Origin of the sequence: Metabacillus sp. YM-086 (genome assembly GCF_048059995.1) — a bacterium.
GTDB lineage: Bacteria > Bacillota > Bacilli > Bacillales > Bacillaceae > Metabacillus > Metabacillus litoralis_B.
On record NZ_JBLUOI010000098.1, the window covers coordinates 1 to 14,670 of the forward strand.

Here is a 14,670-nt window from a genome sequence, read left to right on the forward strand (position 1 = left end):
TTACAAAAAGAAGATGATGATTAATTTTGTACATTCTTAAACGATCAAAATTGTACATCGTTAGCTTGACATTTACATTCATCACCCTTATGAAGAGCATCTCCCTTCATTCGAACCGCCATAATGGTCTTCATCTCTACAATTTAAAAATTCACACCCTGCTTTGGCAGTCCGGAACAAAAAAACAGCCCAATTTCATCAAAAATTGGACTGTTCAATTTAAATAAATATTTTTTTAGTTGTCAGACAACACTCAAGCCATTCGACAAAATCCGGGAAGTGACAGGCACCGCCAGCTAGACGCAGACAGGCATCGCCGCGGCGCAACCCCAACCCTACTTCACCACATTACTCTCTCTCTTAAAGTCCTTTACCGGTGCGCCCGGTACTTCGTGGTGGTGTCTGCATCTTGGTTCGTAGGATTCAGAGGCACCGACTAGGATGATTGGGTCGTCATAGGATGCTGGTTTGCCGTTGATGAGTCTTTGGGTACGGCTTGCAGGAGATCCACAGACAGAGCATACAGCTTGAAGCTTTGTGACGGATTCAGCTAGTGACATTAGGGCAGGAACTACGCTGAAAGGTTCTCCTCTGAAGTCTTGGTCAAGTCCAGCTGCAAGGACGCGGTAGCCTTGATCGGCTAGTAGAGTTAGGACGTCAACAATTTGTTCATCGAAGAATTGGACTTCATCGACTGCGATGACGTCTGTTTTTTCTGTTATATATTCAAAAATCTCAACTGATGCAGCGAGTGGTTTGCATATGATGGCTGTTCCGTTATGGGAAACAACACTTTCTTCGCTGTATCGATTGTCGATTACAGGTTTAAATACTTTTACTTCTTGTTTTGCAAATTGAGCTCGTCTTACGCGACGAATGAGCTCCTCTGATTTGCCTGAGAACATGCTTCCGCAAATGATTTCAAGCCATCCACTTTGCTTCATTACATACATTGAAACGGCCTCTCCCTTCGTTGCCCCGAGTTTACTCGGACAACCGATTCCTGGTAAAGTGATCATCTATTATGACATGTATTATACATGGTATCAACGTTCAAAAACCCTACCAATATATGTAGGATAACCAAATTTTAGTGTGAAAATTGTAAAAGTGGGCGTGAAAAAACAGGCAAGAGCCAAAATGTCCTGCCTGTTTGGAAAAAGCCTTATTATTGTTGTTGTGACTTAAGGCCGTATTTTTTGTTGAATTTATCTACACGTCCACCTGCATCTGCAAATTTTTGACGTCCAGTGTAGAATGGATGGCACTCAGAACAAACCTCAACTTTGATCTCTTTGTTAGTAGATCCAGTTTCGAATTCGTTACCACATGCACATGTCACCATAACTGTATTATAGTTTGGATGAATTGCTGATTTCATTCTTTTCATCTCCTTCCGCCCTGAGTCTTTCGAAACAGAGTTATATATCTAGGCTCTCACTCGTCCAACTGACAAGCTGTTTCCTAGAAAAGCACATGATGAAATTATAACAAGTGCTTAAACTAAAATCAAGCTGAAGTTAAATATTACTATTTTGATTATTTACCGAGTTCGTGCCTTTTTCATTTCTTCATCTAAGTTACTAAAGAATTCCTCGTTTGATTTTGATTGACGAAGTTTTCTTAGGAACTTTTCAACAAAATCAGGAGTGTCTGTCATAGATTTACGGATCGCCCATAGTTTTTCAAGGTGTTCTTTAGGAATAAGAAGCTCTTCTTTTCTTGTTCCAGAACGACGAATATCGATTGCTGGGAAGATACGTTTTTCTGCAAGAGAACGATCAAGGTGAAGCTCCATGTTACCAGTACCTTTGAATTCTTCGTAAATTACGTCATCCATACGGGAGCCTGTATCAACTAAAGCTGTAGCTAAAATGGTTAAGCTTCCGCCTTCTTCAATATTACGAGCTGCACCGAAGAAGCGTTTTGGACGGTGGAATGCCGCTGGGTCGATACCACCTGATAATGTACGGCCACTTGGCGGGATGACTAAGTTATAAGCACGAGCTAGACGTGTGATGCTGTCCATTAAGATGATCACGTCTTTTTTATGCTCAACTAGGCGCATAGCTCTTTCAAGAACAAGCTCGGCCACTTTAATATGATTTTCTGGAACCTCATCAAATGTAGAGCTTACAACATCACCAGCTACTGAACGTTCGATGTCAGTTACTTCCTCAGGTCTTTCATCGATTAACAGGACGATTAGCTCTGCTTCAGGGTTGTTTGTTGTGATGCTGTTGGCAATTTCCTTTAAAAGCATTGTTTTACCTGCTTTAGGTGGTGCCACAATTAAACCACGTTGCCCGAATCCAACTGGTGCAATAAGGTCCATAATTCTTGTAGATAGGTGATTAGGTTTTGTTTCAAGATATATTTGTCTATCTGGGTATAGAGGAGTTAGTGCTGGGAAGTGAACACGTTCCTTGGCTGTTTCAGGGTCTTCACCGTTTACCGCTTCTACATGAAGTAACCCGTAATAGCGTTCGTTTTCTTTAGGAGGTCGAACTTTACCTGAAACTTTGTCTCCATTACGTAAGTCAAAGCGTCTGATTTGGGATGCTGAGATATAAATATCCTCTGAGCTTGGTGAGTAATTAATCGGTCTTAAGAAACCAAATCCTTCAGACTGAATAATTTCCAAAACACCTTCCATAAACAGTAAATCTTCTTGCTCTGCATTTGCTTTTAAAATCGCAAAAATTAATTCTTTTTTCGTTAGCTTGCTATAGTAAGACACTTTATAGTGACGTGCAAGCTCGTATAATTCTTTCAATTTCATATGTTCCAATGAAGAAATTGAAACCTGATTCATAAAAACACCACTCTTTTTCAATTTTCAATACATCATACTTTCAAACGATCATCATTCAAACTCATTTCATATGTGAGAACTTGTCTAGTAGCAAATTAGGATGAAGATGATTTGCTCTATGTTGTAAAAGAAGAATAAACATATCACTTTAGGATAGAGAAGGAAATGAAGGTGAGCTTGAAGTAAGTTTTGTAGTTATTCATTCAATGCAGCACTCTTTATTTTTACCCTATTTTTTAGATTTAATCAATCATTTTTGGGATTTTCCATTAAAAATAGAGCAATTACAAAGAAAGTATGATCGTCAAGGACAAAGGTGATCCTTATCCTTGACGATCATATTTTACAACTTATTACGAATTTTGAAGTTGTTCAATTTCTTTTTCTGTTAATTTTTCACGCCAAATTGTTGCTCCAAGGCCTGTTAATTTTTCTTCTAACTGACTGTACCCTCGATCAATATGCTCTAAACCTGTTATCTCCGTTATTCCATCTGCCATTAAGCCTGCGCAGACTAAGGCAGCCCCTGCGCGCAGGTCACTTGCTTTTACTTTTGCTCCTTGAAGCTTAGTAGGGCCCGAGACGATTGCTGATCTGCCTTCAACTTTAATAGTTGCACCCATTCTTCTAAGTTCATCAATATGCTTAAAGCGTGCAGAATAAATGGTATCTGTTACCATACTTGTTCCAGTTGCTTTTGTAAGGAAAGAAGTAAATGGCTGTTGCAAGTCTGTTGGAAAGCCAGGATATACGAGCGTTTTAATATCAACAGCTTTTAGTTCCTTTTGACCACCAACGATTAATATCTGGTCATTACTTGTTTCAATATGCATGCCCATTTCTCTTAACTTCGCGATTAGGGATTCAAGGTGTAAAGGAATGACATTATCAATCATGACCTCTTTACCCATTGCAGCACCAATAATCATATATGTTCCTGCTTCAATGCGGTCAGGAATAATGGAATGACGGCAGCCATGCAGCTTTTCTACACCATCGATGCGGATCACATCTGTACCAGCACCTTTAATTTTCGCACCCATACTTGTTAATAATGTGGCAACGTCAATGATTTCCGGTTCTTTTGCTGCATTTTCAATAATTGTTCTGCCTTTAGCTAATACAGCTGCTAGCATAATGTTAATGGTTGCACCAACACTAACAACGTCTAGATAAATACGAGCTCCTTTTAGCTCATCAGCACGAAGATAGATCGCACCTTGTTCATTTGTGATTTGAGCACCTAATGCCTCAAACCCCTTAATGTGCTGGTCAATCGGGCGGGGACCTAAGTGACAGCCACCAGGAAGGCCGATTACTGCCTTTTTGAAGCGACCAAGCATAGCTCCCATTAAATAGTAAGAAGCTCTAAGCTTTTTCACTTTTCCGTTTGGTAAAGGCATCGAAATCATCGCAGAAGGATCAACGACCATCTCGTTGTTTTTCAACTCTACTTTACCACCGATTTCCTCTAATAAACCACCTAATATATTCACATCTGAAATGTTTGGTAAACCCTCAATTGTAACAGGAGATTCAGCGAGTATCGTCGCTGGGATCAGTGCAACCGCACTGTTTTTTGCTCCACTAATTGATACTGTACCTTTTAGTAAATCTCCACCGGCAACTTTTAATTTTTCCATGTTAGTCTCCCTTCTATGAAGTTGACTTTCCGGAAAGAACATTAAGGGTGAGCTAAGCTCTGTTTTAAGCATAGCTATGTATAAAATCACACGACCATCATGTTTTCCGAATAAAAACATCTAGTCAACATAATTAAAAAATTAGCAACCATGTTAGACGACTATTACTTTTTAAAAGTGTTTATCTATTTTATTGCCTTATATGCCTTAGTCAATACATAACAATCTTACTTATGTAAAACTTATTCATTAAGAAGATATAATCTTTTTTTAACCCTCTTATTATTAAACCATCTATTGTGTTGGACAACAATGATTTACTGTAAAAGAATCCGTTTTTCCATCCAGTTTTTGAGAGCTTCGTGAATAAATGCTGTACTTAAGATAGGAAACTTGATGCACTGAAAGGTTTTTGTAGGTTATGATTTGCGGAAAAAGAATTAAAATCTCAGATGACAAATGAAAACGGACTAGCATAGGCAAGTCCGTTTTCTATTATTCTATCAATTATGGTCAGCTAGGTAAAGGTTTAGAAGGATTTTACCACTAATTTGTTAGCGCTTTCTTAATTTTCGGAATATAACCGCCTTTTTGCAAGGCGGTTTATCCCTAAAATATTATTACGCTTTATTAGATGAACCAAATTCACGCATTTTGCCGATAACTGTTTCTTTAATCGCGTCACGAGCTGGTCCTAAATATTTACGTGGATCATATTCATCTGGCTTCGCAGCTAACACTTCACGAACTGTTTTTGCAGAAGCAATTTGGTTTTCAGTGTTAACGTTGATTTTAGCTGTTCCGAAAGAAATAGCTTTTTGGATATCCTTAGTTGGGATTCCAGTACCACCATGAAGTACTAATGGCATGTTTGTTAAGCCAGCGATTTCTTCCATTTCTTTGTAACCTAAGTTAGGCTCACCTTTGTATGGTCCGTGTACAGAACCAAGAGCTGGTGCTAGGCAATCAATACCAGTGCGTTTAACAAGTTCTTCACACTCTTTTGGATCTGCATAGATTACGCCTTCTGCTACAACGTCATCTTCTTGTCCACCAACAGTTCCAAGCTCAGCTTCAACTGATACACCTTTTGAATGAGCATATTCTACAACTTTAGAAGTTGTTGCAATGTTCTCTTCAAATGGATCATGTGAAGCATCAATCATAACAGATGTGAAACCAGCATCGATTGCTTCTTTACATTTGTCATAGCTTGAACCGTGATCAAGGTGAATCGCTACCGGTACAGTGATGTTGTAGTCTTCGATAAGACCTTCAACCATTTTTACAACAGTTTTGAATCCACCGATGTAACGAGCAGCACCTTCAGATACACCAAGAATAACTGGTGAGCTTTCTTCTTGAGCCGCTTGCAGGATCGCTTGAGTGAACTCAAGGTTGTTGATGTTGAATTGACCTACTGCATATGCTTCGTCTTTTGCTTTGTTAAGCATTTCTGTCATTGAAACTAAAGGCATGTGAAAAATCCTCCTATATAGACCTTATTTTTCTTATACAGAAAAGTATATCATACCTAGCATGACCAAATAATTTTCCTTATATGTAACTTCGCATGATCACTTTTCACATCTTCTAGCATACCAATATATGAAGATTTCGGCAACAATTCGACATATATTAGGGTAATATAATATTACAGGATGCTTGCAAAGTTAGGTTTCGTAATTAATTCGCTTTAAGTGGTAAATACTTTTTTACTGCTTCACGAATTTCATCGATGTCAAAAGGTTTTGCAAAGTGTGTTAGTGCGCCTAAGTCTTTTGCTTCTTGAATCATATCAAGTTCGCCGTAAGCAGTCATGATGATGACACGGATGTCTTGATCGATTACTTTCATTCTTTTTAGAATTTCAATTCCATCCATTCCTGGGATTTTCATATCAAGTAACACAAGATCTGGAGAGTGGTTTTCTACGATTTCAAGTGCTTGGAAACCGTTTGCTGCTTGAAATGTTTGATATCCTTCTTTTTGAAATACTTCATTTAATAAAATACGAATTCCGTATTGATCATCAACAATTAAGATCTTTTCTTTTAACATTGTCTACACCTCTTGAGTTATTTTTTGTTGTTTGTGACATGTTTCGAACTTTATTTTAAAATTAGCATTTATTTTCACGCTAAAATTAAGCGCTTTAAGCATAAATAAACGATCACCTAATGGATTCGTTTTCCCCTTGATATTTCCTGCATTTTTTCATCTTCTTTTCTCGACAAATTCTGCTTGGGTTAAGTTTATCATAATAAGGTTTGTTATGGTAAACTTGTTGGGGCGGTGCCTGTCACTTCCCGAAATTTGTCGCAGAAACTTCGGGTGGTGACAGGCACGCCCCGAAGTTTGTCACATTAGGAGGTTATATTTTTGATGAAAATTTTCTCCACACAGTTAACGGGTCATTTTAACCGAATTGTTGAGCAAGAGGAGCTGAGTATTGAGGATAGTGCGCGCTTGCTTGCCCAGGCATTAGTTGGTGAAGGAAAGATTTATATATATGGTTTTCAAGAGTTACATGGAATTGTTTTAGAGGCGGTTAACAGTAGTGAGCCTCTTATCCGTTCAGAAGCGTTGTTCAATCAAAACGGTGAAATGAAGGAACTAACAGCTGCCGACCGTGTCCTTCTCTTTACATATCGATCCACTGATGCTGAAGCGATCAAACTTGCTCAAGAATTATCTTCTAAAGGAATTCAAACAGTTGGTGTTTCTGCTGTGATTAAAGGTGAAGATACAGGCCTCAACACTATCACCGACCTACATATTGATTCAAAATTAAGGCAGCCGCTTATTCCCGGTGAAGATGGTGAGAGATACGGTTTTCCTGCATTAATGACATCGTTATATGTTTACTACAACTTAACTTTTATCCTAAAAGAAATTTTAGATGAGTTTGAGGAAGATGAGCTTTAATTCTCAACGAAAAAAGAATGAACTCCCCAAGTGAGTTCATTCTTTTTTATTATCGTACCCTAATTTAACTGAAATATTTTCAGCGACTTCTTTCACTTTATCAATAATAACCGGAATTGTTTCTGCTTGGAAACGAACATTTGGACCTGCCACACTTATACCTGCAACAACTTCTTTTTTATGATTAAAAATTGGCGCAGCGATTGATGTCGTATAGTCTTCTAGCTCTGAGTTACTAATTGTATATCTATTCCTCTGTGTTTCCTTTAATACTTTACGGAGCTTTTCTTGGTCAGTAATCGTTCCTGATCCAATTGCTCTTAGTTCGACATCATGTAAATATTGCTCTAGTTCTTCTTCAGGTAAAAAAGCAAGAAGAACTCTTGAACATGCCCCAGCATAAAGAGGAGATTTCCTGCCGATTGCTGTATACAGCCTAACTGGCTGAGTTGTATCAACCTTTTCAATATACATCGCTTCATTTTGGTCTCGAATTGTCAGGTTTACAGCTTCTCCCATTTCATCTCGAAGTAATTTCATATAAGGTAAGGCAATTTGACGGATATCCAGCCTGTCCGCTACCAATTGACCGTATTGTAAAAATAATAAACCAAGAGAGTATTTCCCCTCTTCATCTTTATCAAGAAACCCCATATCCTCAAGTGATCCGAGCATACGATGAACAGATGTTTTTGGCATGCCGGAAACTTTGATCATTTCATTAAAAGATAGTTTAGGGTGCGTTAAAAAAAGGTTAAGGAGGTCCATCGATTTAATCACGGTTTTATTCTTATTTTGCAAAAATTCTCCCCCTTAGTCGATACATCTATCGAAAAAATTGTCTATCATTCATTATATATTTTTTCTTATCTTTTACAAGATTTGTATTAGACTAGGGTATATGCAGAGAATTTATTCTTTTATTGAAATATGATAGGTTTCTAGAAACTTCGTATTGAACTCTCCCGTAACAAATGCATCATGCTCTAGTAGTTCGAGATGAAACGGAATCGTTGTTTTAATACCTGTTATGAAGAACTCATCAAGAGCCCTTTTCATTCTGTTAATCGCATCTTCGCGATCTTTTCCCCAAACGATTAGTTTGGCAACCATTGAATCATAAAAAGGAGAAACAGTGTACCCCGGATAAACAGCACTATCTACCCTAACACCAAAGCCACCTGGTGGAAGATATCCTTCTACAAGACCAGGAGATGGCATAAAGTTTTTTGCAGGGTTTTCAGCATTGATACGACATTCAATTGCCCAGCCGTTAATTTTGATTTCCTCTTGTTTAAAAGATAATTCGTACCCAGCAGCTACTGCTATTTGCTCTTTAATAAGGTCAATGCCAGTAACAAGCTCTGTTACGGGATGCTCAACTTGGATACGCGTGTTCATTTCCATAAAATAAAAATGACCATGTTTATCTAGTAAAAACTCTACCGTTCCCGCACCATGGTATTTTACAGATTGAGCTGCTTTTACAGCCGCATCCCCCATTTTGTTACGCAGTACTTCATCTAGGGCTGGTGACGGAGCCTCTTCAATTAGTTTCTGATGTCGGCGTTGAATGGAGCAATCTCTTTCACCAAGATGAACAACATTACCGAATCGATCGGCGATGATTTGAATCTCAATATGACGTGGCTCTTCTAAATATTTTTCTAAATAAACTCCCGGATTTCCGAAGGCTGTTTCTGCTTCTTGCTGTGCTTGACGAATTGCTTTTTTCAATTCTTCTGCACCGTACGCGACTCTCATACCTTTACCGCCACCGCCTGCTGTTGCTTTTACGATCACTGGATAACCAATTTCAGTCGCAACTTGCAATGCCTGTTCCTCATCTTTGATCAACCCATCTGTTCCCGGTACAGTCGGCACTCCTGCTTTACTCATTGTTTCACGGGCTACGTCTTTAGTTCCCATTTTCTGAATTGCATCTGAGTCTGGGCCAATAAATGTGATATGACATTTTTCACACGCCTCAGCAAAATCAGCATTTTCGGCAAGAAAGCCATAGCCAGGATGTATTGCGTCCGCTCCTGTCATTGTTGCAGCACTTAAAATATTCGGGATATGTAAATAACTTTCCTTTGAAGCTGTTTTCCCAATACAATAAGCTTCGTCAGCTAATTTTACGTGAAGCGCTTCTCGGTCAGCCTCAGAGAAAACAGCAATTGTTTTAATCCCTAATTCTTTACACGCTCTAATAACTCGAACAGCAATTTCTCCTCGATTAGCAATTAACACTTTCTTAAACATACGATGCTTCCTCCTTACGAAAAGTTAAGATTCTCTAATTGCAAACAAAGGCTGTCCAAATTCAATAAGTTGACCTTCATCTACTAAAATCTCAACAATTTCCCCATTTACTTCAGCTTCAATTTCATTGAAAAGTTTCATGGCTTCTAGTATACAAACAACAGTGTTCTTTTGAACTTTTGAGCCAACTTGAACAAATGGATCTGCATCTGGATTTGAACGGGAATAGAATGTACCAACCATTGGAGACAACACTTTATGCAGATCTTCTTTCACCTCTTCTACCTTTTCTTTTTTCTCCACGACAGGAGGCTCTTTTACAACTGGTGCTGCTTGTGGTTGCGGGCTAGAAATCTTTTCAACAACGAGTGAACCTTCTACTTCAGAAATTTTTTCAATCACAACCTTTGTACCCTCGTGCTCTAACCTAAACTTTTGAATGGATGAAGAATCAATTGCTTTAATCATTTCTTTAATGTCATTTATATTTAGCATGAATTGTCACTCCTTCTATTGTTTTAATTTATAGGTAATACTCACCGCTAATTGCTTTAAGCTTTTTTCTCTTTCTAGATACAATCTTTCAGCTTCTTCTAATGTTATTTCAGTAAAAGAAATGGATTGACCTGGCATAACCTGCGCAACAACTGGTAAGTCAACAGTTGCAACTTGGCCAATTTTCGGATATCCCCCTGTTGTTTGGCGGTCTGCAAGCAGGATAATTGGATTTCCATCAGGAGGGATTTGAATCGTTCCGTGAGCAACAGCTTCTGAAAGCATTTCCATTTTTTTCTCTAATTCAATAGCAGGTCCTGATAATCGGTACCCCATTCGATCCGATTGTGGCGACACTCTAAAAGATTGGGTGAAAAACTGCTGCTTGCTTTGTTGTGTAAAGTGTTCAAACTGTGCTCCTGGTAAAACGCGAATATTCGGATTTTTCGCAAAAGGTAAAAACTCATTCCAACGAACAGACCAGTTAGCTGTTAAGAAAGAACTAGTAGATTGCATGTTTTTTAGTTTAACTCCTTCTGATATCGAGTTTGTTTCTAACATATCTCCCTCTTGAATCGCTCTACCTTGATATCCACCTATTTCTGCTCTTAAGTATGTGCTTTTGCTCTTCATCATTCTCTTAACAGCAAAGCCACCAGCTACTGCCAGATAAGCCCTGCAGCCAGATTTTTGTGCTCCGAATTGAAGTTTACTTCCTTTTTTCACGAAAACTGGACGCCATAATGGGACAGAAACTCCTTCAATGGTTGGAGATAAATCACCTCCTGTAATCGCGATGAGCATATCTTTTTCAAATAACAACGTTGGCCCCATTAGAGTAATTTCTAACGCAGCTTCTCCTTCTGAATTGCCAACTAATAAATTTGCAATTCTAAGAGAATATGTATCCATTGCACCACTAACAATGACTCCGTACTTTTGGTATCCATATCTTCCTAAATCCTGAATCGTCGTAAGCAGCCCTGAACGTAAAGTGGTTATACTCATTTATTTCCCTCCTTCCATTCCAAAAAGTCTTTGTAGGAAATAGGATAGAACTTCACTACATTTCCAGCCTGAAGTAGACTTGGTGGCTCTTTTTCTGATAAGAAAAGACTAAGAGGAGTTTGACCAATCAGCTGCCAGCCGCCTGGAGTGGAAATTGGATAAACACCGGTTTGTTTCCCGGCAATTCCAACAGAACCGGCTGGGATGCTAGTTCGTGGTGTGGAACGTCTTGGTGTTGCAATTTTCTCTGACATTCCTCCTAAAAACGGAAAGCCAGGGGCAAATCCGAGCATATAAACGAGATATTCCCCACCTGAATGAAGGCTTATCACTTCATCAGTTGTTAAGTTGTTTTGTTTAGCAACAAACTCCAGATCCGGACCGCATTCACCACCATAGCAAACGGGAATTTCAACAGTCCGGTGTGGTTCAGTTTCTTCATCTTTTAGGTTTGTTAATATATCCTCGATGATGGAAAGGACAATTTTGTAAGGAGAGACAATTTGTCCAACTTTATAAGCATGATTTTTATCTACTAATAGTGGATCATAAAAAACGGTCACACCTGTATAAGAAGGAATGCATTCAATGAATCCCTTAAAGCTGTTTTGTGTTAAATAATTGGACAGCATTTGTACCTTACGATGTGTGGAATATTCAATTTCAGAACCAAACCGAATCACAATCGCAGCATCTCCAGCAGGTTCGATCATGACGTTTGCTTGATTTATATGATTAGTCTTTGTCAATCCTCTCACATCCTCTTTGCATCTTTTAATAAGAAGATTTCCATTTTGGGATTTTCCTTAATGACTATTGGAAATCATTATAGTAAACAATTTGGGAAAGAAATTTACTTCCTTTTATTTTATCATAAGCTTCTTTTGCTTCTTTTTCGTTATTGAACTCAAACATTTTCGGATGATTTTGCTCTGAGTAGACAGTGATAACCCACATTAGAGAGCCTCCTAAGCTATTTTTATTATAATCTATTTATTATATTCCGTTAAACGGAACTGAATTTCCTTATATCGGACTTAGAGGCTATTATAATTTTAGTTTTTATAAAATACAACAAAAAACTTGAACAAAATTATGTTTGTTAGAATAGATAACAAAATAGTTCAAAAATTTAAACAGATACATTATAGTCAATCCATGTTACAATAATTGAAACTATAGTTCCTAAATTCGGGAATAAAACCAATTGTACACTCATTCTTTTTTAAGGGGGAATCTTACTTGTATCAAATTGATTTGAATTGTGATTTGGGAGAAAGTTTTGGGGCTTATAAGATTGGGATGGATGAAGAAGTTCTTCGTTTTATAACATCAGCGAATGTGGCTTGTGGATTTCATGCCGGAGATCCATCTGTGATGAGAAAAACGGTGCAACTTGCTCTTAAGAATAACGTTAAGATTGGAGCACACCCTGGTCTTCCTGATTTAGCAGGCTTTGGTCGACGTAACATGAGTATTTCTCCGCAGGAAGCGTATGATCTCGTTGTTTACCAAATAGGAGCTCTTTCCGGCTTTTTAACGGCAGAAGGAGAAAAAATGCAGCATGTTAAACCACACGGTGCTTTGTATAATATGGCGGCCAAAAACAGAGAATTATCGGAAGCAATTGCCGAGGCTGTTTACAAAGTAGATCCACAGCTGATTCTTTTCGGTCTTGCCGGAAGTGAATTAGTAAAGGCTGGTGAAAAAATCGGACTTAATACAGCACATGAAGTCTTTTCTGACCGAACCTATCAGCAAGACGGCTCATTAACACCACGAACTCAACCCCATGCCCTTATACATAGCTATGAAGATTCTGTTTCACAGGTTATTCGTATGATCAAGGAAGGAAAAGTTCGTTCAACGCAAGGCGTTGATGTACCTGTATTAGCTCAAACAGTTTGTATTCATGGAGATGGTCCTGAGGCTCTTGTATTCGCTAAACAGCTAAGAGAGTCAATGCAATCTGAAGGCATAGAAGTAAAAGCGTTTAGTTAGGAGGAAAATGTATGGAGCCACTTAATGTTTCACCAAAAAAGGATGATAAAAGCAAATCATCTTTACCAAAAATGAATTGGTCACTCTTAATGGGGGCTGCCTTTTTAATGGCAACCTCAGCAATTGGACCTGGTTTCTTAACACAAACAACTGTGTTTACTCAAACATTAGCAGCCAGTTTTGGTTTTGTTATTTTAGTTTCTATTATTTTAGATATTTTTGCTCAAACAAATATATGGCGGATCATTGCTGTTTCTGAAAGAAGAGGACAAGATATCGCCAACATGGTTTTCCCGGGACTCGGGTATATCCTTTCCTTCCTAATCGTCCTTGGAGGTCTTGCCTTTAATATTGGGAATATTGCGGGTGCCGGGCTCGGTTTAAACGCGATAACCGGTGTATCGCCGGAGGTTGGTGCGGTGATTGGTGCAGTGATTGCAATCTTTATTTTCGTTGTAAAAGAAGCAGGAAAAGCAATGGATCGCTTCACACAAATTGCCGGATTTGTCATGATTGGATTAATGATTTACGTTGCGATTACAACAGCTCCTCCTGTTGGTGAAGCGATCATCAGATCGGTTGCACCCTCCCAAATTGATGTTTTGGCGATTGTCACGTTAGTTGGTGGTACAGTTGGTGGATATATTACCTTTGCTGGTGGACATCGTCTTTTAGAAGCTGGTGTAAAAGGAAAAGCCGCGATTCCAGAGGTAACAAGAAGCTCTGTTGTCGGGATTTTATTTACATCTGTTATGCGTATTGCCCTTTTCTTAGCCGTACTGGGAGTTGTTTCAAAAGGGTTGGGTTCACAAATTGATCCAACGAACCCACCTGCATCTGTGTTTCAGCTTGCGGCTGGAGATGTTGGTTATAAAATTTTCGGTATTATTATGTTTTCTGCTGCCATTACATCGGTAGTTGGTGCAGCGTATACTTCTGTTTCGTTTATTCGTACATTTAGTGATAAATTCGAGAGAAATAATAAGCTGATTACAATTGGTTTTATTGTTGTGTCAACTCTTGCATTTGTGTTGATTGGAAAGCCAGTTAAAGTGTTAGTTTTGGTTGGTGCTTTAAATGGTCTGATTTTGCCATTAGCGCTTGGAACATTACTTGTTGCGGCTTATAAGAAGAGTATTGTTGGGGATTATAAGCATCCGTTATGGTTAACGATTTCAGGTGCGCTTGTAGTGATAGTGATGGCGTTAATGGGCGGGTATACGATTATTAAGTCGCTTCCGCAGTTGTTTTGATTTGGTGAATGTGGACTAAGGGTAAAAATTAGTCCGTTCCATTGCGCTGCAGAAACTTGCTTTCCGCGGGGCGTGCGCTGAGCCTCCTCGGCTTTGCCTGCGGGGTCTCACCTGTCCCGCTGCTCCCGCAGGAGTCAAGTTTCTTCCGCTCCATTACACTATTGTTCTTTAAATTTATTTAAATGCACCAATCTTAACCAAAAAAGCTTGTAGAGATAAATCATAGTCTCCACAAGCTTTTTCACGTATTATTCTTGTTCTA

At 38.7% G+C, this 14,670-nt stretch carries 15 protein-coding genes; 3 read left to right on the forward strand and 12 right to left on the reverse strand.

Going from position 1 to position 14,670, the window contains the following annotated elements; all coding sequences use genetic code 11:
* Positions 1–335 precede the first annotated feature (335 nt).
* The 6 genes from ACEWK1_RS24670 to ACEWK1_RS24695 all read right to left on the reverse strand — a co-directional run bounded on the left by ACEWK1_RS24670 (position 336) and on the right by ACEWK1_RS24695 (position 6,519).
* Entirely contained in the window at positions 336–953 is a 618-nt protein-coding gene (locus ACEWK1_RS24670) for a thymidine kinase (RefSeq protein WP_098795429.1), read from the reverse strand.
* A 215-nt stretch (positions 954–1,168) separates the two neighbouring features.
* Positions 1,169–1,381 (reverse strand): 50S ribosomal protein L31, encoded by a 213-nt coding sequence (gene rpmE / locus ACEWK1_RS24675; RefSeq protein ID WP_098795428.1) that lies wholly within the window; start codon positions 1,379–1,381, stop codon positions 1,169–1,171.
* A gap of 162 nt (positions 1,382–1,543) precedes the next feature.
* Entirely contained in the window at positions 1,544–2,815 is a 1,272-nt protein-coding gene (rho, locus tag ACEWK1_RS24680) for a transcription termination factor Rho (RefSeq protein ID WP_098795427.1), read from the reverse strand.
* A gap of 353 nt (positions 2,816–3,168) precedes the next feature.
* Positions 3,169–4,458, reverse strand: coding sequence for a UDP-N-acetylglucosamine 1-carboxyvinyltransferase (locus ACEWK1_RS24685; protein ID WP_098795426.1), 1,290 nt, complete (start codon positions 4,456–4,458; stop codon positions 3,169–3,171).
* 620 nt (positions 4,459–5,078) lie between these two features.
* Entirely contained in the window at positions 5,079–5,936 is an 858-nt protein-coding gene (locus tag ACEWK1_RS24690; protein ID WP_098795425.1) for a class II fructose-bisphosphate aldolase, read from the reverse strand.
* 208 nt (positions 5,937–6,144) lie between these two features.
* Entirely contained in the window at positions 6,145–6,519 is a 375-nt protein-coding gene (locus ACEWK1_RS24695; protein WP_098795424.1) for a response regulator, read from the reverse strand.
* A 321-nt stretch (positions 6,520–6,840) separates the two neighbouring features.
* On the opposite strand from ACEWK1_RS24695, the gene ACEWK1_RS24700 reads away from it, so the two are divergent.
* Positions 6,841–7,386, forward strand: coding sequence for a DUF2529 domain-containing protein (locus ACEWK1_RS24700; protein WP_098795423.1), 546 nt, complete (start codon positions 6,841–6,843; stop codon positions 7,384–7,386).
* 36 nt (positions 7,387–7,422) lie between these two features.
* Here the strand turns inward: ACEWK1_RS24700 and ACEWK1_RS24705 are convergent, their stop codons facing one another.
* From ACEWK1_RS24705 to ACEWK1_RS24730, 6 genes are all read right to left on the reverse strand, one after another.
* Positions 7,423–8,187 (reverse strand): IclR family transcriptional regulator, encoded by a 765-nt coding sequence (locus ACEWK1_RS24705; RefSeq protein WP_098795422.1) that lies wholly within the window; start codon positions 8,185–8,187, stop codon positions 7,423–7,425.
* A gap of 111 nt (positions 8,188–8,298) precedes the next feature.
* Positions 8,299–9,651, reverse strand: coding sequence for an acetyl-CoA carboxylase biotin carboxylase subunit (gene accC / locus ACEWK1_RS24710; protein WP_098795421.1), 1,353 nt, complete (start codon positions 9,649–9,651; stop codon positions 8,299–8,301).
* Between the two features lie 24 nt (positions 9,652–9,675).
* Positions 9,676–10,146 carry an acetyl-CoA carboxylase biotin carboxyl carrier protein gene (gene accB, locus ACEWK1_RS24715; protein WP_098795420.1) on the reverse strand — a complete coding sequence of 157 codons (471 nt, stop codon included), beginning with the start codon at positions 10,144–10,146 and terminating at the stop codon, positions 9,676–9,678.
* A 15-nt stretch (positions 10,147–10,161) separates the two neighbouring features.
* Positions 10,162–11,154: a biotin-dependent carboxyltransferase family protein gene (locus ACEWK1_RS24720; protein ID WP_098795419.1), complete on the reverse strand. Its 993-nt coding sequence runs from the start codon at positions 11,152–11,154 to the stop codon at positions 10,162–10,164.
* Positions 11,151–11,867 carry a 5-oxoprolinase subunit PxpB gene (pxpB, locus tag ACEWK1_RS24725; protein WP_231309806.1) on the reverse strand — a complete coding sequence of 239 codons (717 nt, stop codon included), beginning with the start codon at positions 11,865–11,867 and terminating at the stop codon, positions 11,151–11,153. Before pxpB ends, ACEWK1_RS24720 begins: the two co-directional genes overlap by 4 nt.
* Positions 11,868–11,967: 100 nt before the next feature.
* The gene (locus ACEWK1_RS24730; RefSeq protein ID WP_176550965.1) at positions 11,968–12,111 is read right to left on the reverse strand and encodes a hypothetical protein; all 144 of its coding nucleotides are present in this window, start codon (positions 12,109–12,111) and stop codon (positions 11,968–11,970) included.
* A 285-nt stretch (positions 12,112–12,396) separates the two neighbouring features.
* Here ACEWK1_RS24730 and ACEWK1_RS24735 point away from each other — a divergent pair, with 285 nt between their 5' ends.
* Together ACEWK1_RS24735 and ACEWK1_RS24740 are read left to right on the forward strand one after the other, a co-directional pair.
* Complete coding sequence (locus tag ACEWK1_RS24735; protein ID WP_098795418.1) at positions 12,397–13,155, forward strand: LamB/YcsF family protein; 759 nt, start codon at positions 12,397–12,399, stop codon at positions 13,153–13,155.
* A 71-nt stretch (positions 13,156–13,226) separates the two neighbouring features.
* A complete protein-coding gene (locus ACEWK1_RS24740; protein WP_098795473.1) occupies positions 13,227–14,408 on the forward strand; it encodes an NRAMP family divalent metal transporter in 1,182 nt (393 codons plus the stop codon).
* Positions 14,409–14,670: the final 262 nt, after the last annotated feature.

Excerpts from the sequence above, each read along its gene's own strand:
- ACEWK1_RS24670 (WP_098795429.1), bottom strand. The coding sequence starts at position 953 with ATGTATGTAATGAAGCAAAGTGGATGGCTTGAAATCATTTGCGGAAGC.
- rpmE (WP_098795428.1), bottom strand. The coding sequence starts at position 1,381 with ATGAAATCAGCAATTCATCCAAACTATAATACAGTTATGGTGACATGT.
- rho (WP_098795427.1), bottom strand. The coding sequence starts at position 2,815 with ATGAATCAGGTTTCAATTTCTTCATTGGAACATATGAAATTGAAAGAA.
- ACEWK1_RS24685 (WP_098795426.1), bottom strand. The coding sequence starts at position 4,458 with ATGGAAAAATTAAAAGTTGCCGGTGGAGATTTACTAAAAGGTACAGTA.
- ACEWK1_RS24690 (WP_098795425.1), bottom strand. The coding sequence starts at position 5,936 with ATGCCTTTAGTTTCAATGACAGAAATGCTTAACAAAGCAAAAGACGAA.
- ACEWK1_RS24695 (WP_098795424.1), bottom strand. The coding sequence starts at position 6,519 with ATGTTAAAAGAAAAGATCTTAATTGTTGATGATCAATACGGAATTCGT.
- accC (WP_098795421.1), bottom strand. The coding sequence starts at position 9,651 with ATGTTTAAGAAAGTGTTAATTGCTAATCGAGGAGAAATTGCTGTTCGA.
- accB (WP_098795420.1), bottom strand. The coding sequence starts at position 10,146 with ATGCTAAATATAAATGACATTAAAGAAATGATTAAAGCAATTGATTCT.
- ACEWK1_RS24720 (WP_098795419.1), bottom strand. The coding sequence starts at position 11,154 with ATGAGTATAACCACTTTACGTTCAGGGCTGCTTACGACGATTCAGGAT.
- pxpB (WP_231309806.1), bottom strand. The coding sequence starts at position 11,867 with ATGATCGAACCTGCTGGAGATGCTGCGATTGTGATTCGGTTTGGTTCT.
- ACEWK1_RS24730 (WP_176550965.1), bottom strand. The coding sequence starts at position 12,111 with ATGTGGGTTATCACTGTCTACTCAGAGCAAAATCATCCGAAAATGTTT.
- ACEWK1_RS24740 (WP_098795473.1), top strand. The coding sequence starts at position 13,227 with ATGAATTGGTCACTCTTAATGGGGGCTGCCTTTTTAATGGCAACCTCA.